Origin of the sequence: Pseudomonas sp. NFACC46-3 (assembly GCF_900114515.1) — a bacterium.
GTDB classification, from domain to species: domain Bacteria; phylum Pseudomonadota; class Gammaproteobacteria; order Pseudomonadales; family Pseudomonadaceae; genus Aquipseudomonas; species Aquipseudomonas fluorescens_Q.
The window spans coordinates 18,121-44,916 of record NZ_FOTH01000042.1 but is presented as its reverse complement, the minus strand read 5'-3'; the positions used below and the strand labels follow the sequence as shown (position 1 = coordinate 44,916).

Here is a 26,796-nt window from a genome sequence, read left to right as displayed (position 1 = left end):
CGCAAGGCCAATGTGCGGTTGTTGTGGCGCAAGCTCGAAGGTGGCGTGGCGCAGGGTGTGGCCGGATCCTGAAGACAACGCGGATCCCCTGTGGTGCGGGCTTGAGGCTACCTCAACTCAACAGCACTTGGGCCCACCCTTGCCACCGTAACCAACAGCGCAATCAAGCCAGACAACTACCCTGTGGCGAGGGAGCTTGCTCCCGCTCGGCTGCGCAGCAGTCGCAGAACCGGCTGATACGGTCGGCCTGAAGGACCGCCGGGGCCTGCTTCGCACGCCAGCGGGAGCAAGCTCCCTCGCCACAAGGGATCTGTGGCGTATGCAAATCTTGAGAACACCCAAAACAAACTGTGGGCTTGCTCGCTCCCACAGGGGATTTGCGTCGTTGCTCTGCTGACCTGAGAGTCAATAAAACCGCCCCTTCACCGCAAATGACAGATGGTCGGCGAAAGTGCGTTTAACGCACCATTTTCGGTATACTGCCCGGCCTTCGGTCGGTTCGCCCGGCCATAATTCGTACAACAAGCCACGCCGGTTTCCTGCGTGGCTTGTTGTTTTTTGACGCGCCTGCGGGCGCCCAGAGAGAAGAGGCACGACGATGAGTGCACTGGTTGGCGTGATCATGGGCTCCAAGTCCGATTGGTCCACCCTTAGCCACACCGCCGATATGCTGGAAAAGCTCGGCATCCCTTACGAGGTGAAAGTGGTCTCCGCCCACCGTACCCCGGACCTGCTGTTCCAGTACGCCGAAGAGGCCGAGGCGCGTGGCATCGAGGTGATCATCGCCGGTGCCGGTGGCGCCGCCCATTTGCCAGGCATGTGCGCGGCCAAGACCCACCTGCCGGTGTTGGGCGTGCCGGTCCAGTCTTCGATGCTTTCGGGCGTCGATTCGTTGCTGTCGATCGTGCAGATGCCAGCCGGCATCCCGGTCGCGACCCTGGCCATCGGCAAGGCTGGTGCGATCAACGCGGCCCTGCTGTCGGCGAGCATTTTGGGCGCCAAGCATCCACAATTTCATACCGTGCTGAAAAAATTCCGCGCTGAGCAGACAGACAGCGTCCTGGACAATCCAGACCCACGCATTGCCTGAGGTTGTTGACGAATGAAGATCGGTGTAATCGGTGGCGGCCAGTTGGGTCGCATGTTGGCCCTGGCAGGTACGCCGCTGGGAATGAACTTCGCTTTCCTGGACCCGGCGCCGGACGCCTGTGCTAGCGCGTTGGGTGAGCACCTGCGGGCCGACTACGGCGACCAGGATCACCTGCGCCAACTGGCCGATGAAGTCGACCTGGTGACCTTCGAGTTCGAAAGCGTCCCGGCCGAGACCGTGGCCTTCCTGTCCCAGTTCGTCCCGGTCTACCCGAGCGCCGAGGCCTTGCGGATCGCCCGTGACCGCTGGTTCGAAAAGAACATGTTCAAGGACCTGGGCATCCCCACGCCGGCTTTTGCCGACATTCAGTCCCAGGCCGACCTGGACGCCGCCGTCGCTGCCATCGGCCTGCCCGCCGTGCTCAAGACCCGTACCCTGGGTTACGACGGCAAGGGTCAGAAAGTCCTGCGCAAGCCTGAAGACGTGGTCGGTACGTTCGCCGAACTCGGCAGCGTGGCCTGCCTGCTGGAAGGCTTCGTGCCGTTCACCGGGGAAGTCTCGCTGATCGCCGTGCGTGCCCGTGACGGTGAGATCCGTTTCTATCCGCTGGTGCACAACACTCACAAGGACGGCATCCTCAAGCTGTCCGTCGCCAGCACCGACCATCCGTTGCAGGCCCTGGCCGAGGACTATTCCAGTCGGGTGCTCAAGCAGCTCGATTATGTCGGCGTGATGGCATTCGAGTTCTTTGAAGTGGATGGCGGCCTCAAGGCCAACGAAATCGCCCCTCGGGTACACAACTCCGGGCACTGGACCACCGAAGGCGCCGAGTGCAGTCAGTTCGAAAACCACCTGCGGGCGGTGGCCGGGCTGCCACTGGGGTCGACCGCCAAGGTCGGTGAGAGCGCGATGCTCAACTTCATCGGCAAAGTGCCGGACAGCGAGAAAGTCCTGTCGATCGCTGACTGCCATTTGCATCACTATGGCAAGGCATTCAAGGCCGGGCGCAAGGTCGGTCACGCCAACCTGCGTTGCGCGGACCGGGCGACGCTGGCCCAGCAGATCATCAAGGTCGAGACGCTGATCGCCGAGCAATAATCCGCGCCATCGGTGGAACCATTCGTCGGCTAACCTCTCTCATGGCTAAGTGCCAAAGCCTGATCGGGCTTTGGCATAGCTATCCAATCAGAGGGCAATGCCATGGGAATCATCGGAACCATCTTTATCGGCTTGATCGTTGGCCTGCTGGCGCGGTTCCTGAAACCGGGCGATGACAGCATGGGCTGGATCATGACCATTCTGCTCGGTATTGGCGGTTCGTTGGCAGCCACTTACGGCGGCCAGGCCTTGGGCATCTACCAGGCTGGCCAAGGCGCTGGCTTCATCGGTGCCCTGGTGGGCGCGGTGGTGCTGCTGGTGATCTACGGCCTGATCAAAAGAAACTGATTCAAATGCGATAAAGCCCTCTCTGCCTGGCGCGCAGAGGGGGCTAGAATGCTCGGCGTTTCACTTTCCACTCATTGCCGAGCCCTTTCATGCGCCGTCTAGTGTTGACCCTTCTTCTACTGGGCAGTGGCCTGGCCCATGCTGCCGAGCTGCCGGAAACCGACTGGCTCGAACTGATGCCCAAGTCGGACCAGAAAGCCCTCGAGGCCATGCCCGAGATCGACCACGACTCCCCCGAAGCCAGCGGCACCTTCACCGAAAAAGGTGGCCTGAAGCAAAGTAAAGGCTTGCCGGCGGTGATGTATTCGACCAAGACCGTGGCGTCGATGAACGACAAGCACATTCGTATCGGCGGTTACCCCGTGCCATTGGAAACCGACGCCAAGGGCCGTAGCACGCTGTTTTTCCTGGTGCCTTACCCCGGCGCCTGCATTCACGTCCCGCCACCACCGCCGAATCAACTGGTGCTAGTGCGCTACCCCAAGGGCCTGAAGCTGGATGACATCTATACGCCGTTGTGGGTGACCGGCACGCTGAAGATCGAAAAGGTCGACAACGACCTGGCCAGCGCGGCGTATGCGCTGGATGCGGAGAAGGTGAGGGTGGTGCAGGAGGCGGATTTGTAACCGGCTGGTTGGCGCGACCCAAGATCCAATGTGGGAGCGAGCAAGCTCCCACAGTGGTTTTTGTGGTGTGGTTTAGAGCGGCTTGCCGCAGATGCTCACGCCAAGAGTATGGCTGGCGTCGGGCAACAGCGTCACCACATCGTCCATCACATTCGCCGTCTCGATGCATAGCATGTGCTGCCAGCCGTCGTCGGCCATGTCGCTGAAGGCCTTGGCGCGTTCGGTCCAGGGGTTCCAGATCACCGCCGAGCGCGAACCGCTGCTGGCCAGCTCGATCCGGCGTTCCCACTGCGGGTCGATGATGCTCAGCTTTGGTGGGGTATCGAGATAGATGCGGTCGGTCTCGCCAGCAAAGTGCAGGTTGCCGGCCTGGGTGACGGTTTTCCAGTCGTCCAGGGTCTCGATGTAGCTCAGGCCATCGACCCCTTCGACCTGCACGTTGCGCACGTCGCTCACGGCGAAGTAGCTGTGCAGCGCCTGACTGAGGCTGACGGTTTCGCTGCCACGGTTATGACTGGTGAGGCGGATGTGCAGTTGCTCGTCCATCACGATGGTCAGCGTCAGGTCCACCTGGTGAGGCCAGCCCGAGAGGCCGTTTTCGGGGTAGGGCAGCACGAATTCCACCTTGAGGCTTTCGCCTTCGGCTTCGATGCCCTTCAATTCCCAATCCATCGCCCGTACCAGGCCGTGGGCCGTGGCCGGGTCGTTGGTCACGCGCATGGCCTGTACGCTGTCGGGGTTGCGCGTCAGGTTGCCGAACCACGGCCAGCACACCGGCACGCCCGCGCGAATGCTCTTGCCGGCCTTGAACGTGGCCTCGTCGTTGAGCCAGATCAGCGGCGGCTGGCCGTCCACTTGATAGCTGAGGATATGCGCGCCTTGTTGGGCCACCAGCAACTCGGCCTGACCGTGGCGGATGCGCCAGGCGTTCAGTTCATCCAGTTTGACGGCTTCGACGTTGGGCGTAGGCATGTTGCAAATCTCGCTCGGGGAACAGGAACTGCAATGGACCGCAAAACGGCCGCCGTGTTTAACGGGCGCGCGGCGGAACCGAACGGGTCCGACCACTGCCGTCGATGGCGACGAAGACAAACACCGCCTCGGTCACCTTGCGCCATTCACTGGACAACGGGTCGTCGCTCCAGACCTCGACCATCATCTGGATCGAGCTGCGGCCGATTTCCAGCGCCTGGGTATAAAAGGAAAGCTGCGCCCCCACTGCCACCGGTACGAGGAACGCCATGCGATCGATCGCCACGGTGGCCACGCGTCCGCCGGCTACCTTGCTGGCCATGGCGGTGCCGGCCAGGTCCATCTGGGACACCAGCCAGCCGCCGAAAATATCGCCGAAGCCGTTGGTCTCGCGAGGGAGCGCGGTGATTTGCAGGGCCAGGTCGCCTTGCGGGATTGGATCTTCTTGTTCGAGCTCTATCATGCAGGGGGTGCCTCTGACCCGTAACGCTGTCTTGTACTTCAGGTGAATAGCCGTCTTTGTAAAAAACGATTCAGCCCGAACATACTGCGTTCGTCACGTTTTTCGTAAAGGCGTGCCAAAGGGAAACTCTGCGAAACCGGCTGGTTCTGGTACTACGCCACCAACGACGTTTTCGCACAGCAACCCCTTACAGAGTACTGCAAGGTTGCGAGTATATCGGGCGATAGACGTCGAGACGACCACTCGGTTCTGATTTTGACTATCAAATACGCACCTCTATGTGCTTTTTCGAACAATTTGCTATCGTGCCGGACCTGCCCAGGCCCCCCAACCCGTATTGCCAGGGTTGCAGAACCGACTATAAGAGAAGCCCTTGCCATGACCACTGCGCCTTCGAGCACGGCGACGCCCGCACAACCCGCGCGTCCATTGACCCGCAACGATTACAAGACCCTGTCGCTTTCTGCCTTGGGTGGTGCGCTGGAGTTCTACGATTTCATCATTTTCGTGTTCTTTGCCACCGTGGTCGGCAAATTGTTCTTCCCTGCCGAAATGCCTGAGTGGCTGCGCTTGATGCAGACGTTCGGCATTTTTGCCGCCGGTTACCTGGCCCGGCCGCTAGGCGGGATCGTCATGGCCCACTTTGGCGATCTGCTGGGGCGCAAGAAGATGTTCACCCTGAGCATTTTCATGATGGCCGTGCCGACCCTGATCATGGGCCTGCTGCCCACTTATGCACAGATCGGCATGTGGGCGCCCATCCTGCTGTTGCTGATGCGGGTGATCCAGGGCGCGGCCATCGGCGGGGAAGTGCCAGGCGCCTGGGTCTTCGTTTCCGAACACGTTCCGGTGCGCCACATCGGCTATGCCTGCGGCACGCTGACCTGCGGCCTGACGGCGGGGATTTTGTTGGGTTCGCTGGTCGCCACGGCGATCAACAGCCTTTATACACCGGTGGAAGTGGCCGATTACGCCTGGCGGATCCCGTTCTTGCTGGGTGGCGTATTCGGGCTGTTTTCGGTGTATCTGCGCCGCTGGTTGCACGAAACCCCGGTGTTCGCCGAGCTGCAACTGCGCAAGGCCCTGGCCGAGGAAGTGCCGCTGCGGGCCGTGCTGCGTGATCACCGCGGCGCCATCGCCATTTCCATGCTGTTGACCTGGCTATTGTCGGCCGGCGTCATTGTGGTGATCCTGATGACACCGACCGTGCTGCAGACGGTTTACCACTTCAGTCCGACCACCGCGTTGCAGGCCAATAGCCTGGCGATCGTGTGCCTGAGTTTCGGTTGCATCGGTGCGGGTGTGCTGGCCGATCGTTTTGGTGCCGGTCGGGTGTTTGTCTTCGGTAGCGGTTTGCTGTTGATCACATTCTGGACCTTCTACCACTGCCTGTTCGATCACCCCGAATGGCTGTTCCCGCTGTATGCCTTGAGTGGCTTGCTGGTGGGTACCATCGGCGCGGTGCCTTATGTCATGGTCAATGCTTTCCCGGCCGTGGTGCGTTTCAGCGGCTTGTCGTTCTCCTACAACCTGGCCTATGCAATCTTCGGCGGATTGACGCCGATGATCGTGACCCTGCTGTTGAAAGAGAGCCCGATGGGGCCGGCGTATTACGTGGCGGCCATCTGTGGGATCGGGATCGTGGTAGGCGGCTACCTTTGGAAGAAAGGGCGCTAGATGGCTCTGAACAGGCTTCTGTGGCGAGGGGATTTATCCCCGTTGGGCTGCGTAGCAGCCCCCATGGCTGGATGCAATCAGCCTGAAGCACCGAGGCGCTGGCTTGAGGGCCGCTTCGCACCCCAACGGGGATAAATCCCCTCGCCACAACATCTTGTAAAACTCGATACTGGCCTTTCATCCAATTGTCATATTTCAGCCATAGAGTGTTCACACGGCTTACCGATACTTGGCCGACTTAACACACCCTATCTGCTAGGAGTAAGGCATGAAACTGAAGCGTTTGATGGCGGCAATGACTTTTGTCGCTGCTGGCGTTGCGACTGCCAACGCGGTTGCCGCTGTTGATCCTGCGATCCCGAGCTACACCAAGACCACTGGTGTATCGGGCAACCTGTCCAGCGTCGGCTCCGATACCCTGGCCAACCTGATGACCTTGTGGGCCGAGAACTACAAGAAGGAATACCCGAACGTAAACATCCAGATTCAGGCCGCCGGTTCTTCCACCGCGCCACCCGCGCTCACCGAAGGCACCTCCAACCTGGGCCCGATGAGCCGCAAGATGAAGGACAACGAGCTGCAGGCTTTCGAAACCAAATACGGTTACAAGCCTACCGCCATCCCGGTTGCCGTGGACGCCCTGGCGGTATTCGTACACAAGGACAACCCGATCAAAGGCCTGACCATGGCTCAGGTTGATGCGATTTTCTCCTCAACTCGTCTGTGCGGCGCCAAGGCCGACGTCAAGACCTGGGGCGACCTGGGCGTGACCGGTGACCTGGCCAACAAGCCAGTCCAGTTGTTCGGTCGTAACTCGGTATCCGGCACCTACGGCTACTTCAAAGAAGAAGCCCTGTGCAAAGGTGACTACAAGTCCAACGTCAATGAACAGCCTGGCTCGGCCTCGGTTGTACAGTCGATCAGCAGCTCGCTCAACGGCGTTGGCTACTCGGGTATCGGCTACAAGACCGCCAGCGTGAAAACCGTTGCCCTGGCCAAGAAAGAAGGCGGCGAGTTCATCGAAGACACCGAGGAAAACGCCCTGAACGGCAAGTACCCGCTGTCGCGCTTCCTCTACGTTTACGTCAACAAGGCACCGAACAAGCCTCTGGCCCCGCTGGAAGCCGAGTTCGTGAAGCTGATCCTGTCCAAGCAAGGCCAGGAAGTCGTGGTCAAGGACGGCTACATCCCGTTGCCAGCCAAAGTGGCCGCCAAGGCACTGGCTGACCTGGGTCTGTCGGAAGGCGGCAGCGTCGCCAAGAAGTAATACCTGAGCCCGGGCCAACGCCCGGACTCCTGTGGGAGTGAAGGTTGCTCCCACAACCCAAATTCCTGTCCGCTGCCGCTTTCTGCCGGCGGCGGATTTGTTGCGTCACTGCATTGTCATCTTTCTGTCATACAGGATCGCTAGGGTGTGCGCATGAATGATCTGGCCAACTCCACAATGACTACGACTTCCCCTCCCAAGCGCATTGACTTCAATACGCCTGAGCTGCAACGCAAGCGCCGTATTCGCGCGCTCAAGGATCGCCTGACCCGCTGGTACGTGCTGGTCGGTGGCCTCGCTGTCCTTGCTGCCATTACGTTGATCTTCTTCTTCCTGGCCTACGTGGTGCTGCCCCTGTTCCAGGGCGCGGACCTGACCGCCAAGGACACGATCACCCCGGCCTGGATGCAAGATGCCGGCAAACCCTTGATGATCTCCATCGAAGAACAGAACCAAGTCGCCATGCGGGTTTCCGACAAGGGCCAGGCGCTGTTCTTCGACATCAGCAGTGGCGCCGAACTGCGCCGCATCGACCTGCCGATTCCGGCCGGCGCCAGCGTGACCGCCATTGGCGAAGACCAGCCCGGCAGCCCGCTGGTGGCAATCGGTCTGTCCAACGGCCAAGCCCTGGTATTTCGTCACACCTATAAGGTCAGCTACCCGGACGGCAAGAAAACCATCTCGCCTGCCGTCGAATACCCTTACGGCGAGACGCCGATTGCATTGAACGAACAGGGCGCGGCCCTGGAACATGTCAGCCTCAACGCCACCGACTCGACCCTGCTGCTGGCCGGTTCCAGCGGTGCCCAACTGCAAGTGCTGTCGCTCACCAGCGAAGAAAACATGATGACCGGTGAGGTCACCAGCGAGCAGACCCGCATCGACCTGCCGCAGATGACCGAGCCGGTGAAGAACATCTTCGTCGACCCGCGTCAGCAATGGCTGTATGTGGTCAACGGACGTGCCCAGGCCGACGTGTTCAGCCTGCGGGACAAGAGCCTCAATGGCCGCTACAAGCTGCTTGAGAACGCCGACGCCCAAGTCACCGCCGCCACCCAGCTGGTGGGCGGGATCTCGCTGATCATCGGCGACTCCAAGGGCGGCCTGGCCCAGTGGTTCATGGCCCGTGATCCGGACGGCGAGTTGCGCTTCAAACAGATTCGTACCTTCCAGATGGGCAGCACGCCCATCGTCGAGATCAGCGCCGAAGAACGTCGCAAAGGCTTTGTTGCGCTCGACGCCGCCGGCAAGCTTGGCGTGTTCCACAGCACCGCCCACCGTACTCTGCTGGTGGACCAGGTGGTCGACGGCCAGGGCCTGTTCGGCATGTCGCCACGGGCCAACCGCCTGATCGTTGAACAGGGCGGCAAGCTGCAACCGTTGACGCTGGACAATCCGCACCCGGAAGTGTCGTGGAGCGCGTTGTGGAGCAAGGTCTGGTACGAAAACTACGACGAACCCAAGTACGTCTGGCAATCGACTGCCGCCAACACCGACTTCGAACCCAAGATGAGCCTTTCGCCGCTGACCTTCGGCACCCTGAAAGCGGCGTTCTACGCGATGTTGCTGGCTGCGCCGCTGGCCATTGCCGCCGCGATCTACACCGCTTACTTCATGGCCCCGGGCATGCGCCGCAAGGTCAAGCCGGTGATCGAGCTGATGGAAGCGATGCCGACGGTGATCCTCGGGTTCTTCGCCGGCCTGTTCCTGGCGCCGTACGTCGAAGGGCACCTGCCGGGTATTTTCAGCCTGCTGATGTTGCTGCCAATTGGCATCCTGGTCGCCGGTTTCGTCTTCAGCCGGCTGCCGGAATCCATTCGCCTGAGAGTGCCGGACGGCTGGGAAAGCGCCCTGCTGATCCCGGTGATCCTGTTCGTGGGCTGGCTCTCGCTGTACATGAGCCCGTACATGGAAGCGTGGTTCTTCGGCGGCGACATGCGCATGTGGATCTCCCATGACCTGGGCATCACCTACGACCAGCGCAACGCCCTGGTGGTCGGCCTGGCGATGGGCTTCGCGGTGATCCCGAACATCTATTCCATCGCCGAAGACGCCGTGTTCAGCGTGCCGCGTGGCCTGACTCTGGGCTCCCTGGCCCTCGGTGCCACGCCGTGGCAGACCATGACCCGCGTGGTGATCCTCACCGCCAGCCCCGGCATCTTCTCGGCGCTGATGATCGGCATGGGCCGTGCGGTGGGCGAGACCATGATCGTGCTGATGGCCACCGGTAACACGCCGGTCATGGAAATGAACCTGTTCGAAGGCCTGCGCACCCTGGCGGCCAACGTGGCGGTGGAGATGCCTGAGTCGGAAGTCGGCGGCAGCCATTATCGCGTGCTGTTCCTGTCGGCCCTGGTGCTGCTGTTGTTCACCTTCGTCATGAACACCCTCGCCGAGCTGATCCGTCAGCGTCTGCGCAAGAAATATTCGTCGCTTTAAGAAAGGTAGAAGTCTGTGAAACAGAACTCCCTGAAAGGATGGTTCAAGAGCGGCGCCCCCGGCGTCTGGATCAGCGGTGGCGCGGTGTCCATTGCGGTCATCATGACCATTGGCCTGCTGGCGGTGATCGCCGTGCGCGGCCTGGGCCACTTCTGGCCGGCGGACCTGGTCCACGCCAGCTACAACGTGCCGGGCATGCCTGCGCACCTGGTGGTCGGCGAAGTCGTGCAGAAGGAAGAAGTGCCTCGTGAGCGCCTGAAAAGCGCTGGCCTGCCGGTGCCGGACGAAGGCCCCGAGTTCATGACCCGCGAACTGATCAAGGTGGGCAACCGGGACCTGAACGGCACCGACTTCACCTGGATCGTCGGCGACTGGCTGACCAACCAGACTACGCCGCCGGAGCTGATGGCCATCGAGCGTCGTGAGTGGGGCAACTTCTACGGCTACCTGGTCAACGTCAAGGAAAACGGCAAGGTCATCGCCGAAGGCGAGGCCGCCTGGCCGCAACTGCAGGCTCGCGTAGAGCGCGTCAACCAGTTGGCCTCCGAGCTCAAGACCCTGGAAAAAGTCGACATCGGTGCAATCAACGCCGGCCTGGAACGCATCCGTCTGCACGGTCGCAAACTGGAGCTGGACGGCAAGCTCGACGCTTCTGCCCAGGCGGACCTGGAAAGCGAGCGCGCCGAGCTCAATGCCCGCTACAAGGACATCGAAGCGCGCCTGGCCGACCTGCATGCACAGTTCAATCGCGACAGCCTGACCGCCCGCGATGCCAACGGCAAGGAAGTGGAAATCGAAATCGGCAAAGTGGTGCACGCCTACCAGCCAAACGGCATGGGCACGTTCACCAAGATGGGTTTCTACGTCAGCAAGGTCTGGGAATTCCTCAGCGACGACCCGCGTGAAGCCAACACCGAAGGTGGCATCTTCCCGGCGATTTTCGGCACTGTGATGATGACCCTGATCATGGCGATGATCGTGACGCCGTTCGGCGTGCTGGCGGCGGTCTACCTGCGTGAATACGCCCGCCAAGGCCCGATGACCCGCCTGATCCGCATCGCGGTGAACAACCTGGCCGGCGTTCCGGCCATCGTCTACGGTGTGTTTGGCCTGGGCTTCTTCGTCTACGTGCTGGGTGGTTCGGTCGACCGCTTGTTCTTCCCCGAGGCCTTGCCGGCGCCGACCTTCGGCACCCCGGGCCTGCTCTGGGCGTCCCTGACCCTGGCGCTGCTGGCGGTGCCGGTGGTGATCGTGGCCACCGAGGAAGGCCTGGCGCGGATCCCGCGTACCGTGCGCGAAGGCTCCCTGGCCCTTGGTGCGACCAAGGCCGAGACCCTGTGGAAAATTGTCCTGCCCATGGCGAGCCCGGCGATGATGACCGGGATGATCCTCGCCGTGGCCCGTGCTGCCGGTGAAGTGGCACCGTTGATGCTGGTAGGCGTGGTGAAACTGGCCCCGTCGCTGCCGCTGGACGGCAACTACCCGTATCTGCACCTGGACCAGAAGATCATGCACCTGGGCTTCCATATCTATGACGTGGGCTTCCAGAGCCCGAACGTCGAAGCGGCGCGACCGCTGGTGTACGCCACGGCGCTGCTGCTGGTGCTGGTGATCGCCACGCTCAACCTGTCGGCAGTGTGGATCCGTAACCACCTGCGCGAGAAATACAAAGCGTTGGATAGCTAAAAGTCATTAGCCACAAGCGGCAAGCTACAGGCCGCTTTTGCTCAAACTTGCAGCTTGCAGCTAGAAGCTTGCAGCTACGAACGGAGTGAGACCATGCAACACGAAGCACATACACACGGCATCAACATGTCGGCCCTGGGCCGCGACAAGCAGAGCCTGAACCTGGCCGAAGAAACCGTCGCCATCGAAGTGCCCGGCCTGAACCTGTTCTACGGCCAGAAGCAGGCACTGTACGACGTCAGCCTGAACATCCCGAAACAGCGCGTCACCGCGTTCATCGGTCCATCGGGCTGCGGCAAGTCAACCTTGCTGCGCACGTTCAATCGCATGAACGACCTGGTGGACGGCTGCCGCGTCGAAGGGGAAATCAACCTCTACGGCAACAACATCTATCGCAAGGGCGAAGATGTGGCCGAGCTGCGTCGTCGCGTGGGCATGGTGTTCCAGAAGCCCAACCCGTTCCCGAAAACCATTTACGAGAACGTGGTCTACGGCTTGCGCATCCAAGGCATCAACAAGAAGCGCATCCTCGACGAAGCCGTGGAATGGGCCCTCAAGGGCGCGGCGTTGTGGGATGAGGTCAAGGACCGCCTGCATGAGTCGGCCCTGGGCCTGTCCGGCGGTCAACAGCAGCGTCTGGTGATCGCCCGCACCATCGCCGTGGAGCCGGAAGTGCTGCTGCTCGACGAACCCTGCTCGGCCCTGGATCCGATCTCGACGCTGAAAGTCGAAGAACTGATCTACGAGCTCAAGTCCAAGTTCACCATCGTCATCGTGACCCACAACATGCAACAGGCGGCGCGGGTTTCCGATTACACCGCGTTCATGTACATGGGCAAACTGGTGGAGTTCGGCGACACCGATACGCTGTTCACCAATCCGGCCAAGAAGCAGACCGAGGACTACATTACGGGCCGCTATGGCTAGCGGCAGCTGCGAGCCGCAAGCTTCAAGCGGCAAGTAAAAGCAGTTTAGCGTAACGACACACATCAGCTTGCAGCTTGTAGCTTGCAGCTCACAGCTTTTGCGGAGCAAAACCATGATTTCGAAGGAAGGCCTCACCCATCACATTTCCGCACAGTTCAACGCCGAGCTGGAGGAGGTGCGCAGCCACCTGCTGGCCATGGGCGGGCTGGTGGAAAAGCAGGTCAACGACGCGGTGACCGCGCTGATCGAGGCCGATTCGGGCCTGGCCCAGCAAGTGCGCGAGATCGACGACCAGATCAACCAGATGGAGCGCAACATCGACGAGGAGTGCCTGCGCATCCTCGCCCGTCGTCAGCCGGCGGCTTCCGACCTGCGCTTGATCATCAGCATTTCCAAGTCGGTGATCGACCTGGAGCGGATCGGTGACGAAGCCACCAAGATCGCCCGTCGAGCTATCCAGTTGTGCGAAGAAGGCGAAGCGCCGCGCGGTTACGTCGAGGTGCGCCATATTGGCGACCAGGTGCGCAACATGGTCCGCGATGCTCTGGACGCCTTTGCCCGCTTCGACGCCGACCTGGCGTTGTCGGTGGCCCAGTACGACAAGATCATCGACCGCGAGTACAAGACCGCCCTGCGGGAGCTGGCGACTTACATGATGGAAGACCCGCGCTCCATCTCCCGGGTATTGAGCATCATCTGGGTGCTACGTTCTCTGGAGCGCATCGGCGATCATGCGCGCAACATCTCGGAACTTGTCATCTACCTGGTGCGCGGCACCGATGTCCGGCATCTGGGGCTCAAGCGCATGAAGGAAGAAGTTGAGGGCACCCCGTCCGAAACTGCTAATGTTCCGGACGGAGCTGACGATAAGTAAGATTGCCAGGAAAAGTGCCCGGCCTTCTGGTCGGGCTTTTTTTTGGGTTTTTTTTTATCGAAAGCAGCACCCCGCGAACGAAAGGTCCCGGCGTGACTGAAGGTTTTTGGCGATGTGCCATCAGTAAAAGCGGTATGCTTGCCGGGATTTTTTAGAGGTGTATCTGGATGAGTAAGGTCAGTGTGTTGGTCGTGGACGATGCTTCGTTCATTCGTGACCTGGTGAAGAAGTGCCTGCGCAACTACTTCCCGGGCGTGCGCATCGAAGACGCGGTGAACGGCAAGAAAGCCCAAGCCCTGCTGGCTCGCGAAGCGTTCGACCTGGTGTTGTGCGATTGGGAAATGCCGGAAATGTCCGGGCTGGAACTGCTGACCTGGTGTCGCCAGCAGGACAACCTCAAGGGCATGCCGTTCGTGATGGTCACCAGCCGCGGCGACAAGGAAAACGTGGTCCAAGCCATCCAGGCCGGCGTTTCCGGCTACGTCAGCAAGCCGTTCACCAACGAGCAGCTACTGACCAAGGTCAAGCAGGCCCTGCATAAGGTCGGCAAGCTCGACACGCTGATGAACAGTGCCCCGACCAAGATGAACTCGGCGTTCGGCAATGACTCCTTAAGCGCCCTGACGGGCGGCAAGGCTCCGGTTGCCGCTGTGGCTTCGGCCCCCGCCCCCGCCCCCGCCGCCCCTGCTGCAGCCGCTCCGGCGCGTGGCTTGCTAAACAGCCCACCGGTCAAGGCGCCGGTAGCCGCCACCGCTTCGTCGGCCAACCGCGGCCAAGGCCAGTTGCGCCTGTCCAGCGGTACCCAGCAATGCGTGATCAAGGCCCTGAGCCTCAAGGAAGCGCTGCTGGTGGTCAAGCGCTCCGACTCCCTGCCGCAAGTCCTCGAAGGTGCGGTGCTGGACATGGAGCAGGGCGACAACGCTGAAACCGCTCGTCTCAACGGCTACCTGCACGCCATTGTCGCCCATGAACAGACGCCCGATAGCGAATGGCTGCAGTTGACGTTCCGCTTCGTCGACAAAGACCCGCAGAAACTCGACTACATCTCCCGCCTGATCGCCCGCGGCACCGCGCAGAAGCACTTCGTGCCGGGCGCCTGATACAGCCGCAGATCGTTCCCATGCTCCGCGTGGGATGCCTCTACGGACGCTCTGCGTTCGGCGCTTGAGGGGACGCGGAGCGTCCCGGGCTGCATTGCCACGCAGAGCGTAGGAACGATCACCAACACCGATCGCTGATCCAATTTTGAAACATCCGTCGACTACGCTGGTCCATCCCAGCTGCTAGGCTGCTGTGCAGGCCTTCATTTTTCGACAGAACTTTACCCATGCTCGCTCCCCTGCTGTTTGCCTGTGGTCTTGTCCTGGCCTCCACCTCGGCCGTGGCCATGACGATCTACAAATCCACCGATGCCAATGGCGTGGTGTCCTATAGCGACCGCCCCAGCAAGGGCGCCCAGGTGTTCGTGTTCCGCGACCGCATGGTCGAGCGCCTGGAGCGACAGGTGTTCCTGGATATCAAGAAGCAGAATGGCGCGGACGCGGTGTTCGTGCGCAACGATTTGTATGCGCCGGTGGAGATCGAGTTGAGTTTCGCCGGGCTTCGCAACGTCAGCGGGGCACCGAGCAGGCCGATTCGTCGGGTGCTGCCGGCGCGCAGCAACCTGCGCCTGGCGCTGCTCACGGCCACTCAGCCCGGGAGGCCGCTGGTCTACACCCCAAGGTTCGAATATTCCCTGGGCGACCCCGCCGGCGCGGCACAGGCTTATCAGTACCCGTTGCCGTGGCGTGGTGGGCCGTTCCGGCTGAGCCAGGGTGCCAACGGCCAGTACAGCCATTACGGCCCGAAGAACCGCTACGCCATGGACATTGCCATGCCCGTGGGCACGCCGATCATCGCGGCGCGGGGCGGCGTGGTCATCAAGACCGAAAACGAGCAGACCGGCCGCGGGGACGACCCTTCGGGCAACTTCGTTCGGGTGCTGCACGATGACGGGACCATGGGCGTCTACCTGCACTTGCAGAAAGGTTCGGTGAGCGTACGGGAAGGGCAGCGGGTCGGGGTGGGCACGCCGTTGGCGTTGTCGGGCAACACCGGCAACAGCTCAGGCCCGCACCTGCATTTCGTGGTGCAGCGCAATACCGGCCTGGGGCTGGTGTCGATTCCCTACCAGTTCAATCAACCGGTGGGCGACCTGCCCAACTTTGCGTTGGGCAAGCAATAATCCAGGTCACGCCGATCCCCTGTGGCGAGGGAGCTTGCTCCCGCTCGGCTGCGAAGCAGTCGTCGCTTTTGGGGCCGCTTCGCTGCCCAACGGGAGCAAGCTCCCTCGCCACAGGGATCGTGTTAGAGGCTTGGGGGCCGGTCGATACTCAATCGAGCATCAACACCTTCGCCAGGATGATCTTCGGCCCTTTCATCTTCTTGATGATGATCCGCAGGCCTTCGACTTCCAGCACTTCTTCCTCTTCCGGCACGCGCTTGAGGGTTTCATAGACCAACCCAGCCAAGGTTTCGGCTTCGATGTGGTCCAGGTCGATCCCCAGCAGGCGCTCGACCTTGAACAGCGGCGTATCACCCCGTACCAGCAGCTTGCCCGGCTGGTAGGCCAGGATGCCGCGTTCGGCTTTGCGGTGTTCGTCCTGGATGTCACCCACCAACACTTCCAGCACGTCTTCCATGGTCAGGTAACCGATGATGTTGCCGTCGGCTTCCTCGACCAAGGCGAAGTGCGAACCGCCCTTGCGGAACTGCTCCAGCAATTGCGATAGCGGCATGTGCCGCGACACCCGCTCCAGCGGCCGGGTCAGTTCGGCCAGGTTGAACGACTCGGGAATGTGATCCAGGGCCGCCAATTCCAGCAGCAGGTCCTTGATGTGCAGCAGGCCGACGAACTCCTGGCGCTCGCTGTCATACACCGGATAACGGCTGAACTTGTGGCGCCGGAACATCGCCAGGATTTCCTTGAGCGGCGCGTTGAATTCCAGCGTCACCAGGTCTTCCCGGGAGTTGGCCCAGTCCACCACTTCCAGTTCGCCCATTTCCACGGCCGAGGCCAGCACGCGCATGCCCTGGTCGCTCGGGTCCTGGCCACGGCTGGAGTGCAGGATCAGTTTCAGTTCTTCGCGGCTGTAATGGTGCTCGTGATGCGGGCCGGGTTCGCCTTGGCCGGCGATGCGCAAGATGGCGTTGGCGCTGGCGTTGAGCAGGTAGATCGCCGGGTACATCGCCCAGTAGAACAGGTACAGCGGCACGGCGGTCCACAGCGACAGCAGCTCGGGTTTGCGAATGGCCCAGGATTTGGGCGCCAGTTCACCGACCACGATGTGCAGGTACGAAATGATGAAGAACGCGGTGAAGAACGACACGCCCTTGATCACTTCCGGCGACTCTACGCCGACCGCGCCCAGCAACGGCTCGAGGATATGGGCGAACGCCGGCTCACCGACCCAGCCCAGGCCCAGGGAGGCCAGGGTGATACCCAACTGGCACGCCGACAGGTAAGCGTCGAGCTGGCTATGAACGGTGCGCAGGATGTGCCCGCGCCAGCCGTTCTGCTCGGCAATGGCTTCGACCCGGGTCGAGCGCAGCTTGACCATGGCGAATTCGGCCGCAACGAAAAAACCGTTGAGCAAAACCAGGATCAGAGCAAAAAGAATCATGCCGAATTCGGCGAAGAGTGTGACGAGGGACAAGCCAGGGGAAGGGTCCATGATGGAGTTTTGCGGGTTCCGTATAGTCGTAGGAATTGAAAATGAGCGCCTGAAAAGGCAGGCACAAGTCAGTCAATGTAGCGGCTGACTCGGCGATTGCCTAGGGGGCGTGCTCAATCAGCGGGGCGGGCGAGGCGTGCGCGAACCACCTGGGTCGGAGCGAAATGGCAGGTAAAGGTGCTGCCATGGCCGGGTACGCTGCTGATTTCCATGCGGGCGCGATGGCGCAGCAGGACGTGTTTGACGATGGCCAGGCCCAGCCCGGTGCCGCCGGTATTGGAGTTGCGGCTGGAGTCGACACGGTAGAAGCGTTCGGTCAGGCGCGGCAGGTGTTTGCTGTCGATGCCAATGCCCGAATCACGCACGCTCAGGTGCGCGCCTTGCTCATCGCCCCACCAGCGCACATGGATCCGGCCTTGCTCCGGCGTGTATTTGACCGCGTTGAACACCAGGTTGGAAAACGCACTGCGCAGTTCCGCCTCGCTGCCTTTGAGCTGCACGGCCGCATCGGCTTCCAGGGTGATGGTCTGCTGCTTGGAGCCGGACAGTTCCTGCGCGTCTTCGACAATGGTTTGCAGCAGATCGTCGATGGGCACTGGCTGGTTGTCCGACGGGTAATCGGTGGCTTCCAGCTTCGCCAGCAGCAGCAAGTCGTTGAGCAGGGTCTGCATGCGCCCGCTTTGCTGGTGCATCTGCTGCAAGGCCCGGCTCCAGCGCGGGTTCACTTCCTCGACGTTGTCGAGCAGGGTTTCCAGATAACCACAGATCACCGTCAATGGCGTGCGCAGTTCGTGGGAGACGTTGGCGATGAAGTCCTTGCGCATCTGTTCCAACTGATGGATGCGCGTGACATCGCGTACCAGCATCAAATGCTCATTGTTGCCATAGCGCGTGATGTACAGCTGGATACGTAGCCGATCATTGGTGGGCGAAGGAATTTCCAGGGGCTCGGCGTAATTGGCCTGCTCGAAATATTCCTTGAAGCGCGGATGACGTACCAGGTTGGTCACCGGCTGGCCGCTGTCCTGTGGCGTCTTGAGGCCCAACAGGGTTTCGGCGGCGCGGTTCCACCATTCCAGGTTGCCATCGCTGTCGAGCATGATCACGGCGTCTTTGAGTGCCGCGGTGGACTCCTGGACACGGTCGATCACCGCTTGCAGGCGCCCGCGCACGCGCTGGTCGCGCCGTTGCAGGTGGTAAATGCTGTCGAACACCTCACCCCACAGGCCATAGCCGTCGGGCGGGGCTTCGTCGGGTTGGTGCAGGCGTAGCCATTCATGCAGGCGCAGCAATTGCTTGAGGGTCCAGGCCAGGTAAAGCCCCAGGCCCGCGGCCAGGCTCCAGCCGTAGTAGCCGCTGATCAAGCCGATCACCAGACAGCCGGTCACCAGCAACAACATGTGGCGAATCAGGGTGCCATGCCAGTTTTGATTCACGTGACGCGCGTCCTTGTCAGCTTGTCGGGCGGTAAGGGCTCGGATCAGGCCTTGGTAGAAAAACGATAACCGGTGCCGCGCACGGTTTGTACCAGATTCTCGTAGGCGTCGCCGAGGGCCTTGCGCAGGCGTCGGATGTGCACATCCACGGTGCGCTCTTCCACGTAGACGTTACCGCCCCAGACCTGGTCCAGCAGTTGGCCACGGGTGTAGGCACGCTCCTGGTGGGTCATGAAGAATTGCAGCAGGCGGTACTCCGTGGGGCCCATCTCGGCGGGCTTGCCGTCGATGGTCACGCGGTGACTGATGGGGTCCAGCAGCAGGCCGCCGACTTCGATCGGTGCTTCGCCGTCGGTGGGGCCAGCGCGGCGCAGCACGGCCTTCAGGCGCGCCACCAGCTCCCGTGGGGAAAACGGCTTGGTGATGTAGTCGTCGGCGCCCACTTCCAGGCCCTGGATCTTGTTGTCCTCTTCGCCCTTGGCGGTGAGCATGATGATCGGAATATCACCGGTCAGCTCGTCGCGCTTGAGGCGTCGCGCCAGTTCGATGCCCGAAGTGCCGGGCAGCATCCAGTCCAACAGAATCAGATCGGGCTTGCGGTCGACGATGATGGCGTGGGCCTGTTGAGAGTTTTCTGCTTCCATGCAGTCATAGCCGGCCATCTCCAACGCAACGGCGATCATCTCGCGGATGGGCGCCTCGTCGTCGACGATCAGAATGCTCCTGCCAACCATGGGGTAATCCTCTTGTCATTTAACTGTCTTGCGCCGCATTAGATAACGGAATTATTGCAGTCGTGTGACAGTTATTTCGTGGGCGGGCGGTGAAAGGGATCCTGGGCTACGCTTTTCAGTCCGAATCCTGACAACCACACAAGAAGGTTTCCATGACTTACCTTACCCAATCCATCCGGGCACTGGCGGTAACGGCTGCCCTGGCGCTGCCGACATGGGCATTCGCGGCTGAGCCGGCGATGGTCGATAAAGAGAAGGGCATACTGACGGACCACCAAAACATGACGTTGTATACGTTTGCCAAAGACTCGGGCGGCAAGTCGATGTGCAACGACAAGTGCGCCGCCAACTGGCCGCCGCTCATGGCCGAAGAAAGCGACAAGTCCATGGGCAAATGGACCGTGATCACCCGCGATGACCGAAAGAAGCAGTGGGCCTACGATGGCAAGCCGCTGTACACCTTTGTGAAGGATACAAAGGCCGGTGACATGACCGGTGACGGCTTGATGGACGGCGCCTGGAAGGTCGCCAAGCCCCACTGACGGGCACGGCGCCGAGCGGATGCTCTTGTGGCGAGGGAGCTTGCTCCCGCTGGGCTGCGTAGCGGCCCCAAGATTTTGCGGTTGCTGCGCAACCGAGCGGGAGCAAGCTCCCTCGCCACAAAGGCTTTCATGACCCAAGGTTCACCGCTGGGTCATAGGCCTCAGCGCAACGCATAATCCAGCACAATCCCCACGAAAATCGCCAACCCGGCCCAATGGTTGTGCAAAAACGCCTGGAAGCAGCGCATCCGGTCCCTGCCACGGGTGTACCAGAACTCCCAGGCGAAGCACGCGGCAGCGGCCACCAGCCCCAGGTGGAACCAGCCGCCCAGTTGGAACTTCGACCCGGCCAGCAACAGGCAGCCCAGTGCCAGGCCTTGCAACGTCAGGATGATCACCCGGTCGGCGTCGCCAAACAGGATCGCCGTGGACTTCACCCCGATTCGCAAGTCATCGTCCCGGTCGGTCATTGCGTAATAGGTGTCGTAGCCCACCGTCCACAGCAGGTTGGCGATGTACAGCAACCAGGCGGCCGCTGGCAGATGACCGGTTTCGGCGGTGAACGCCATCGGCATGCCCCAGGAGAACGCCGCGCCCAGCACCACTTGCGGGTAGTAGGTATAGCGCTTCATGAACGGGTAACTGAACGCCAGCGCCAAGCCACCGAGGGAGAGCAGGATAGTCGGGGCGTTGGTGCACAGCACCAGCAGGAAACTCACGCTCATCAGCACGGCGAAGAACACCAGCGCCTCTTTCGAACTGATCTTGCCGCTCACCAGTGGGCGCTGCTCGGTGCGCTTGACGTGACCGTCCACCTTGCGGTCGGCCCAGTCATTGATCACACAGCCGCCGGCGCGGGTCAGCACCACGCCGAGGACGAAAATCACCAAGTTGACGATGGACGGTGAGCCTTCACCGGCAATCCATAGCGCCCACAACGTCGGCCACAGCAGCAGGTAGATGCCAATGGGCTTGTCCATGCGGGTCAGTTGCACGAAGTCCCAGGCCCGCGGGTTCAGGCGGTTCAAGGATTTGAGCAGTTGCACGTACATCAGCAATTCTCCGAATAGGCACGGGCGACGGTCCACAGGCGCGGCAGGAAAATTTCCGCCACCAGCACGCTCAATGCACCGCGGTCGAAACGTGAGCGGCGACCCCACAGCCCGCTGGCGCGCACTTCTTCGGGCAACCCGGCGTCGGGGTAATGGCAAACTTCGATGGCTCGGCGCTGGAACGCCTGGTCACAAAATAGCAACTCCCCCAGGGAACGGCTGCCCAGTTCGTCCATCTGCAAGCCGTCACCCTGCAAGGCGCTGCGCGCCGCCACACTGCGGGCGAACACCCACGGCTGGTCATGGCCGCGCAGATACACCTCGCGTACCCAGCCTTCGCTACCCTCGGCCAGGTCCAGGGCGGCGCATTCGTCGGCGCGCAACGGCTGCCAGCCTTCGAACAACGGCGTCACGCTGAAATGGCCGTCCGACAGGCGCGTCAGGCGCCGGGTCAGGGAGCCTTCGTCGAACAGCCAGTCGAGGACACCCGCATCGGGCCGGGGCGACAGCAGGGGTTGGGGCAGCCATTGGAGTGTTGGAAATATCGAATTTGTATGCGGCACGAGGGTCTTGATAGGCAACAAATGAGGCCGCGAGCTTACCATGACGGTCGCCGATTTTGACGGCTCCGGCCTGCTGCACTGCCGATCGTGCTTGCATCTGCGACGACCGATCAGTACAAAACGCCCTGAGCCGGAAAACAGCCTCGAGCGACCCTATACCGGCAAACGCCTGACACCTGAGGAAGTACCTGAATGAAAAAGTGGCAATGTATCGTCTGCGGCCTGATCTACAACGAAGCCGACGGTTGGCCGGATGATGGCATCGCACCTGGCACCCGTTGGGAAGACGTACCGGCAGACTGGCTGTGCCCGGACTGCGGCGTCGGCAAGATGGATTTCGAAATGATCGAAATCAACTGATCGTTTCTCAACTGGCATGGAAAGCATCACATGGAGAGCAGCATGAGCGCACCTGTCGTCATCGTCGGTACGGGGCTGGCCGGTTACAACCTGGCCCGGGAATTTCGCAAACTCGACAGCGAAACCCCATTGCTGCTGATCAGCGCCGATGACGGTCGCTCGTACTCCAAGCCCATGCTTTCCACGGGCTTTGGCAAAAACAAAGACGCCGACGGCCTGAGCATGGCCGAGCCCGGGACCATGGCCGAGCAACTGAAGGCCGAAGTGCGCACCCATACCCGCATCAGCGGCATCGACCCGGGCCACAAACGGCTGTGGATCGGCGAAGAAGCGGTGAGCTACCGCGACCTGATCCTGGCCTGGGGCGCCGAAACCGTGCGCGTGCCGGTGCAGGGCGATGCCGCGGACCTGATCTTCCCCATCAACGACCTGGAAGACTACGCACGCTTTCGCGCAGCGGCGGCTGGCAAACGTCGCGTGCTGCTGCTCGGCGCCGGGCTGATTGGCTGCGAGTTCGCCAACGACCTGATCCTGGGTGGCTATGAAGTGCAATTGGTGGCGCCGTGCGAGCAAGTCATGCCGACCCTGCTGCACCCGGCCGCCGCTGCGGCTGTACAGGCCGGGTTGGAAAGCCTCGGCGCGCGCTTCCACCTGGGGCCGGTGCTCAATCGCCTGCAACGGGTCGCCGATGGGTTGGAAGCCCACCTGTCCGACGGCCAGGTGATTGCCTGTGACCTGGTGGTCTCGGCCATCGGCTTGCGTCCCCGCATCGACCTGGCCGCCGCTGCCGGCCTGGTGGTCAATCGCGGCGTGGTGGTCGACCGTCACCTCAAGACCTCCCACGCTAACATCTACGCTCTGGGCGACTGCGCCGAGGTCGACGGCTTGAACCTGCTGTACGTCATGCCACTGATGAGCTGCGCCCGGGCCCTGGCCCAGACCCTGGCCGGCAACCCGACGGCCGTCAGCTACGGCGCCATGCCGATTACCGTGAAAACCCCGGTGTGCCCACTGGTGGTGTCGCCACCACCGCGAGGTAGCGAGGGCGTGTGGAGTGTCGAAGGGCAGGGCGCGGACATCAAGGCGCTATGCCGCGACGCTCAAGGCAATCTGTTGGGCTACGCCCTGACAGGCACGGCGGTGATGGAGAAACTGGCACTGAACAAGAACCTTCCACCCCTGCTGGCGTAAATACTGGTCGTTCTGTCGCAAAAAACCTACTTTTGGTCCCACAAAGGTCGCCCGGCCACTGGCGCCGTTTTCGGCACCGTGCCATCCTCACTCCCGTCTGCCGCAGAGTAGAGCCTGCGGCGCCTTAGGGGCCGTTCCAAAGAGAACGGCACGGACATAACAACAAAAAAACCGTCAAAGGGGCTTCATTCATGCGTAAACCAGAACTCGCCGCCGCCATCGCGGAAAAAGCAGACCTCACCAAAGAACAAGCCAACCGCGTCCTCAACGCCGTCCTCGAGGAAATCACCGGCGCCCTGCACCGCAAGGATAGCGTCACCCTGGTGGGCTTCGGCACTTTCCTGCAACGCCACCGCGGCGCCCGCACTGGCAAAAACCCACAGACCGGTGAGCCGGTGAAGATCAAGGCCAGCAACACCGTTGCCTTTAAACCAGGCAAGTTCCTGAAAGAAAGCGTCAACCCGTAATTGCTGCAAGTACCTCAGCCAGGGGGAGGAAAGCGGCAATCAAAAGGGCATACCGATGAATCGGTATGCCCTTTTTTGTGCTGGGGGGGGGGGGCGAGGGAGCTTGCTCCCGCTGGGTCGCGAAGCGGCCCTATAAAGCGACGACTGCTGCGCAGCCGAGCGGGAGCAAGCTCCCTCGCCACGGGATTTGGGGATGCCCCTGTGCGAGCTTGCTCGCGATGACGTCTGCCTAATCTGCAGAAGTCTTCGGCGCTGCCAACGCCTTCAAGGCCGCCTTGCGTTCCTCTATCGGCAATTTGCCGAGCTTTGCCACCGCTGCGTAAAACCTGATCCAGTCCCCGCCCTCCCGCCTGAACAGCGCCGCAAACGCCGGCACCCACTGGTCATACAGCCCGAACGGCAGCAGCCGTGCATTGTTCAGTGGGGCATAGACCCAGGCATCGTAGCGTTTGTCACCGGCCCATTGAGTGTCCCGCAACCGCTCATAGTCGGTGCGCAGGCGTTCGAATGCCTGTGCCTTGCGTTGTCGCATCTGTTCGGTCGGCAGGGGTTGGGTGTAGAGCGCTTCCAGGCGCTGGCGGGTGTCGAGAATCAATTGGATGAATTGGTCGCGCTGGCGCGCCTGCTTGCCGTTATCCGGCGCCAGCCCACGACTGGCGCGCCATTGCCGGCTGCCTTCCTGCTCGACGAAGGTGGCGAAGGACTCATTGAATTCGGTGTCGTCCTTGACATAAAACCGCTGGTGCGCCAGTTCATGAAAGATCAGCGTCGCCAGGCGTTCGTCGCCCCAATGCATCATCGAACTCAGGATCGGATCGTTGAACCAACCCAATGTCGAGTAGGCCTCCACACCACCGATCGACACGTCCATGCCCTGCAAACGCTGCAATGCGGCCTCGCCACGGGCGGCTCCCTGGCTGTAATAACCGCGATAAGCCACGCAACCGGCAATGGGGAAGCAATGATTTTGCGGCGCCAGGGAAAACTCTGGCGTGGTGAAGACATTCCAGACTACGAACGGCCGGCCAATGTCTGCATACAGGCGATAACTTTTATTGTCCGGCAAATGCAGGTGATCACTGGCGAACGTCCGTGCCTCACGCGCCTGGGTCAGGTGTGCCTTCAGTTGAGCATCGCGAGCAGGGTCGGCAATGACCTGGTCGATAGGCTCCCGGGCTTGCAACAACCGCAATTGCCCACCGACGAGCTGGCTGTAATAACCGACGCTTGAGCAACCGTTCAGTAACAAAAGCAGGAGGCCTGGAAACAAAATCCGGAAAGCACGGTCGAGTAACCGATGGCTTGAATGCGGCCTGATCAATTGGAATCACCCTGGGAAGTCTGCCCACAAGACTATCTCGCTTGCCTGGAGCTTCGCTATGCGCGTGTTGATGCTGACGAGCGGCCTGTTGCTGCTGACCGGTTGCGCCGGTTTGCCTGATCCTGATCCATCCCAAGCGTGGATCGACCTGGGAAGCCAGCAGGACACCGCGCTGCAAGCGCTAAAAGTCGATGACAAGACGTCCATCGACCGGCGCTATTTCGAAGTGCAACCCGGCAGCCATGAACTGACGGTGCGTTATCAATTTGCCGTCGAGCCCGGCAACATCGGCCCGGATGCCGAGCCGCTGTGGCGCGATTGCCGGTTGAACGTGAAATTCAAGGACTTCAACGCCGGCCAACGTTACCAGCTGCAGGCCGGCAGCATTGGTTTCCGGCCATGGGCCAAGCTTTACGATCAGCAACGCAAGGTGGTGGGGCAAGGTACGCCGGCGGGCTGCCAACAAACGTGATTGGCGCTATGCTCAGGGTCTGATTTCAGGAAATTCACCATGCGCTTACCTCTGCTGTTACTGGTCCTGGTCTCCATGAGCGGTTGTGCAACGAGCCCACTGCCCCCGGTCGATCCGAACATGGCGTGGATCGATTTCGCTACCCCCATGCCGGGCGGCAAAATGCTGATGGCTGAAAGCCTGGATGGCCAGCGATTGCGAGACGGCCGGTTCTTTCAGGTTTCGCCGGGCAGCCACGAACTGAAAGTGCGCTTCGACTTCGAAGTGTTTAGCGGTGGTGGGCTGGGCATGCAAGCCGAACCGCAAGAGCGGCTGTGCTACATGCTCGTGCGTTATGACCATTTCGAGGCCGGCCAGCGCTATCGGCTGGAGGCTCGCAACCTGGCATTCACGCCCAGCGCCCGGCTCTATGACGCCAAGCGTCAAGTCGTGGCCGAAGAGCGACAAATCAATTGCGTTCCGTAGCGCGTTCTAGCGGTCGTTCTTCTGGTAGATGATTTTCTTCGTGCCGTTTTCGCAAGTGCCCACCACCATGTTCTGATCGTGGACTTCGTCGTTGGTGACGATTTCCAACGTGTAGGACGATACGTTATTGGCTTGGATCTTCGCTTCGATTTCCGCTTTCAGCTCTTCACAGGATTTCGGTTCGGCAAGCGCAGATGCAGCGAATGCGCAACCGATGACCACCAGGGCTGATCGTTTCATGTTCGAATTCCTCATGGCAGCGCGCACTGCCTGTGCGCTGAAACTGCAGGTTTCATTCGACCATAATTGCGCCAGGGTAAACAGCTCGACCGTATTCAAGAAATCGCAGCCCTCGGCAGCGCCTGCGAAGGCTGCGATCCTTTCATGCGTCAGCTCACCAGCGTCGCATCCAGGGTGATCTGGGCGTTCAGCACCTTGGAAACCGGGCATCCTTCCTTGGCCTTCTTGCTCAGTTCGTCGAATTGCGCCTGGCTGGCGCCGGGGATTTTCGCCTTGAGCACCAACTTGACTGCAGTGATCGCGAAACCGCCATCGACCTGGTCCAGGGTCACTTCTGCGTTGGTGTCGATGCTGTCGGCCTTGAGCCCGGCATCGCCGAGGATCATCGAAAAGGCCATGGAAAAGCAGCCGGCATGGGCCGCGCCGATCAATTCTTCTGGGTTGGTGCCCTTGCCGCCTTCGAAGCGCGCCTTGAAGCCGTAGGGCGCTTCGCGCAGCACACCGGTTTCCGTGGAGATGGAGCCGATACCGGTTTTCAGGTCACCTTCCCAATGAGCCGATGCTTTCTTGATGATAGCCATGTCTGCCTCCTGAAGATCCGGCGCGCGAGACGCGCCTGGGTATTTTTTTAGCTGTCTGGGTTGTGAGGATAGACCGCCCGGAAAAGTTCACCTTGTCGATTAGCCGACGAATTTAGTAGGAAAATTCTTCGCAGCTATTGAAACTCGGGTATATGCCCACATTGCATGGAACACACCTTTAGAAAACGGCAG

General features: G+C 61.2%; 29 protein-coding genes. 19 read left to right on the top strand and 10 right to left on the bottom strand.

Translation table 11 applies throughout. From position 1 onward, the window contains the following. The first annotated feature begins 598 nt into the window (after window positions 1-598). The 4 genes from purE to BM300_RS26980 all read left to right on the top strand — a co-directional run bounded on the left by purE (window position 599) and on the right by BM300_RS26980 (window position 3,162). Window positions 599-1,090, top strand: coding sequence for a 5-(carboxyamino)imidazole ribonucleotide mutase (gene purE / locus BM300_RS26995; protein WP_003196369.1), 492 nt, complete (start codon window positions 599-601; stop codon window positions 1,088-1,090). A gap of 12 nt (window positions 1,091-1,102) precedes the next feature. Continuing rightward, entirely contained in the window at window positions 1,103-2,188 is a 1,086-nt protein-coding gene (locus BM300_RS26990) for a 5-(carboxyamino)imidazole ribonucleotide synthase (protein ID WP_063323554.1), read from the top strand. Between the two features lie 102 nt (window positions 2,189-2,290). Next, window positions 2,291-2,536, top strand: a complete 246-nt coding sequence (locus BM300_RS26985) for a GlsB/YeaQ/YmgE family stress response membrane protein (protein WP_003196372.1) — start codon at window positions 2,291-2,293, stop codon at window positions 2,534-2,536. Between the two features lie 89 nt (window positions 2,537-2,625). After that, window positions 2,626-3,162 carry a DUF3299 domain-containing protein gene (locus BM300_RS26980; RefSeq protein WP_063323553.1) on the top strand — a complete coding sequence of 179 codons (537 nt, stop codon included), beginning with the start codon at window positions 2,626-2,628 and terminating at the stop codon, window positions 3,160-3,162. Window positions 3,163-3,234: 72 nt separating this feature from the next. On the opposite strand, the gene BM300_RS26975 is transcribed toward BM300_RS26980, so the two are convergent. Both BM300_RS26975 and BM300_RS26970 read right to left on the bottom strand, forming a co-directional pair. After that, the gene (locus BM300_RS26975; protein WP_092150649.1) at window positions 3,235-4,134 is read right to left on the bottom strand and encodes a D-hexose-6-phosphate mutarotase; all 900 of its coding nucleotides are present in this window, start codon (window positions 4,132-4,134) and stop codon (window positions 3,235-3,237) included. A gap of 58 nt (window positions 4,135-4,192) precedes the next feature. After that, window positions 4,193-4,597 (bottom strand): acyl-CoA thioesterase, encoded by a 405-nt coding sequence (locus BM300_RS26970; RefSeq protein WP_003177184.1) that lies wholly within the window; start codon window positions 4,595-4,597, stop codon window positions 4,193-4,195. Window positions 4,598-4,975: 378 nt separating this feature from the next. On the opposite strand from BM300_RS26970, the gene BM300_RS26965 reads away from it, so the two are divergent. From BM300_RS26965 to BM300_RS26930, 8 genes are all read left to right on the top strand, one after another. After that, a complete protein-coding gene (locus tag BM300_RS26965; protein WP_092150652.1) occupies window positions 4,976-6,274 on the top strand; it encodes an MFS transporter in 1,299 nt (432 codons plus the stop codon). Between the two features lie 268 nt (window positions 6,275-6,542). Further along, the gene (locus BM300_RS26960) at window positions 6,543-7,541 is read left to right on the top strand and encodes a phosphate ABC transporter substrate-binding protein PstS family protein (RefSeq protein ID WP_063323550.1); all 999 of its coding nucleotides are present in this window, start codon (window positions 6,543-6,545) and stop codon (window positions 7,539-7,541) included. 405 nt (window positions 7,542-7,946) lie between these two features. Then, window positions 7,947-9,980, top strand: a complete 2,034-nt coding sequence (locus BM300_RS26955) for an ABC transporter permease subunit (protein WP_170862108.1) — start codon at window positions 7,947-7,949, stop codon at window positions 9,978-9,980. Between the two features lie 15 nt (window positions 9,981-9,995). Further along, complete coding sequence (gene pstA / locus BM300_RS26950; protein WP_063323548.1) at window positions 9,996-11,666, top strand: phosphate ABC transporter permease PstA; 1,671 nt, start codon at window positions 9,996-9,998, stop codon at window positions 11,664-11,666. Between the two features lie 93 nt (window positions 11,667-11,759). Beyond that, on the top strand, window positions 11,760-12,593 hold the full coding sequence (pstB, locus tag BM300_RS26945) for a phosphate ABC transporter ATP-binding protein PstB (RefSeq protein WP_063323547.1): 834 nt from the start codon (window positions 11,760-11,762) through the stop codon (window positions 12,591-12,593). Between the two features lie 112 nt (window positions 12,594-12,705). Continuing rightward, window positions 12,706-13,467, top strand: coding sequence for a phosphate signaling complex protein PhoU (phoU, locus tag BM300_RS26940; protein ID WP_063323546.1), 762 nt, complete (start codon window positions 12,706-12,708; stop codon window positions 13,465-13,467). 167 nt (window positions 13,468-13,634) lie between these two features. Next, on the top strand, window positions 13,635-14,567 hold the full coding sequence (locus BM300_RS26935; RefSeq protein WP_092464485.1) for a response regulator: 933 nt from the start codon (window positions 13,635-13,637) through the stop codon (window positions 14,565-14,567). Window positions 14,568-14,794: 227 nt separating this feature from the next. Then, a complete protein-coding gene (locus BM300_RS26930) occupies window positions 14,795-15,691 on the top strand; it encodes a peptidoglycan DD-metalloendopeptidase family protein (protein WP_003196393.1) in 897 nt (298 codons plus the stop codon). 148 nt (window positions 15,692-15,839) lie between these two features. Here BM300_RS26930 and BM300_RS26925 read toward each other — a convergent pair whose 3' ends face one another. The 3 genes from BM300_RS26925 to phoB form a co-directional block, all read right to left on the bottom strand. After that, entirely contained in the window at window positions 15,840-17,180 is a 1,341-nt protein-coding gene (locus tag BM300_RS26925; RefSeq protein WP_092150664.1) for a hemolysin family protein, read from the bottom strand. Window positions 17,181-17,293: 113 nt separating this feature from the next. Next, window positions 17,294-18,580: a phosphate regulon sensor histidine kinase PhoR gene (gene phoR, locus BM300_RS26920; RefSeq protein ID WP_256572599.1), complete on the bottom strand. Its 1,287-nt coding sequence runs from the start codon at window positions 18,578-18,580 to the stop codon at window positions 17,294-17,296. 80 nt (window positions 18,581-18,660) lie between these two features. Continuing rightward, window positions 18,661-19,350 (bottom strand): phosphate regulon transcriptional regulator PhoB, encoded by a 690-nt coding sequence (phoB, locus tag BM300_RS26915; RefSeq protein ID WP_003177195.1) that lies wholly within the window; start codon window positions 19,348-19,350, stop codon window positions 18,661-18,663. A gap of 152 nt (window positions 19,351-19,502) precedes the next feature. Between phoB and BM300_RS26910 the strand changes: the two genes are divergently transcribed. Then, window positions 19,503-19,892: a COG4315 family predicted lipoprotein gene (locus BM300_RS26910; protein ID WP_092150670.1), complete on the top strand. Its 390-nt coding sequence runs from the start codon at window positions 19,503-19,505 to the stop codon at window positions 19,890-19,892. Between the two features lie 161 nt (window positions 19,893-20,053). On the opposite strand, the gene ubiA is transcribed toward BM300_RS26910, so the two are convergent. Both ubiA and BM300_RS26900 read right to left on the bottom strand, forming a co-directional pair. Continuing rightward, the gene (gene ubiA, locus BM300_RS26905) at window positions 20,054-20,944 is read right to left on the bottom strand and encodes a 4-hydroxybenzoate octaprenyltransferase (RefSeq protein ID WP_092347701.1); all 891 of its coding nucleotides are present in this window, start codon (window positions 20,942-20,944) and stop codon (window positions 20,054-20,056) included. Beyond that, window positions 20,944-21,507: a chorismate--pyruvate lyase family protein gene (locus BM300_RS26900; protein ID WP_092150700.1), complete on the bottom strand. Its 564-nt coding sequence runs from the start codon at window positions 21,505-21,507 to the stop codon at window positions 20,944-20,946. Before BM300_RS26900 ends, ubiA begins: the two co-directional genes overlap by 1 nt. 40 nt (window positions 21,508-21,547) lie before the next feature. On the opposite strand from BM300_RS26900, the gene BM300_RS31120 reads away from it, so the two are divergent. The 4 genes from BM300_RS31120 (at window position 21,548) to BM300_RS26885 (ending at window position 23,525) form a co-directional block, all read left to right on the top strand. Continuing rightward, window positions 21,548-21,703: a hypothetical protein gene (locus tag BM300_RS31120; protein ID WP_158265817.1), complete on the top strand. Its 156-nt coding sequence runs from the start codon at window positions 21,548-21,550 to the stop codon at window positions 21,701-21,703. Then, window positions 21,700-21,867, top strand: coding sequence for a rubredoxin (locus BM300_RS26895; protein WP_003177199.1), 168 nt, complete (start codon window positions 21,700-21,702; stop codon window positions 21,865-21,867). Before BM300_RS31120 ends, BM300_RS26895 begins: the two co-directional genes overlap by 4 nt. 42 nt (window positions 21,868-21,909) lie before the next feature. Beyond that, the gene (locus BM300_RS26890) at window positions 21,910-23,058 is read left to right on the top strand and encodes an NAD(P)/FAD-dependent oxidoreductase (protein WP_092464489.1); all 1,149 of its coding nucleotides are present in this window, start codon (window positions 21,910-21,912) and stop codon (window positions 23,056-23,058) included. A 191-nt stretch (window positions 23,059-23,249) separates the two neighbouring features. Then, window positions 23,250-23,525 (top strand): HU family DNA-binding protein, encoded by a 276-nt coding sequence (locus BM300_RS26885; RefSeq protein ID WP_063323541.1) that lies wholly within the window; start codon window positions 23,250-23,252, stop codon window positions 23,523-23,525. A gap of 229 nt (window positions 23,526-23,754) precedes the next feature. On the opposite strand, the gene BM300_RS26880 is transcribed toward BM300_RS26885, so the two are convergent. Further along, window positions 23,755-24,846 (bottom strand): aminopeptidase, encoded by a 1,092-nt coding sequence (locus BM300_RS26880; RefSeq protein ID WP_092225710.1) that lies wholly within the window; start codon window positions 24,844-24,846, stop codon window positions 23,755-23,757. Between the two features lie 58 nt (window positions 24,847-24,904). Between BM300_RS26880 and BM300_RS26875 the strand changes: the two genes are divergently transcribed. Both BM300_RS26875 and BM300_RS26870 read left to right on the top strand, forming a co-directional pair. Continuing rightward, window positions 24,905-25,318 (top strand): PA0061/PA0062 family lipoprotein, encoded by a 414-nt coding sequence (locus BM300_RS26875; protein WP_092150679.1) that lies wholly within the window; start codon window positions 24,905-24,907, stop codon window positions 25,316-25,318. Window positions 25,319-25,357: 39 nt separating this feature from the next. Then, window positions 25,358-25,783, top strand: coding sequence for a PA0061/PA0062 family lipoprotein (locus tag BM300_RS26870; RefSeq protein WP_092464482.1), 426 nt, complete (start codon window positions 25,358-25,360; stop codon window positions 25,781-25,783). A 6-nt stretch (window positions 25,784-25,789) separates the two neighbouring features. Here the strand turns inward: BM300_RS26870 and BM300_RS26865 are convergent, their stop codons facing one another. Together BM300_RS26865 and BM300_RS26860 are read right to left on the bottom strand one after the other, a co-directional pair. Next, the gene (locus tag BM300_RS26865) at window positions 25,790-26,023 is read right to left on the bottom strand and encodes a DUF1161 domain-containing protein (protein WP_092150682.1); all 234 of its coding nucleotides are present in this window, start codon (window positions 26,021-26,023) and stop codon (window positions 25,790-25,792) included. A 149-nt stretch (window positions 26,024-26,172) separates the two neighbouring features. Continuing rightward, entirely contained in the window at window positions 26,173-26,604 is a 432-nt protein-coding gene (locus BM300_RS26860; protein WP_092150685.1) for an OsmC family protein, read from the bottom strand. Window positions 26,605-26,796 lie beyond the last annotated feature (192 nt).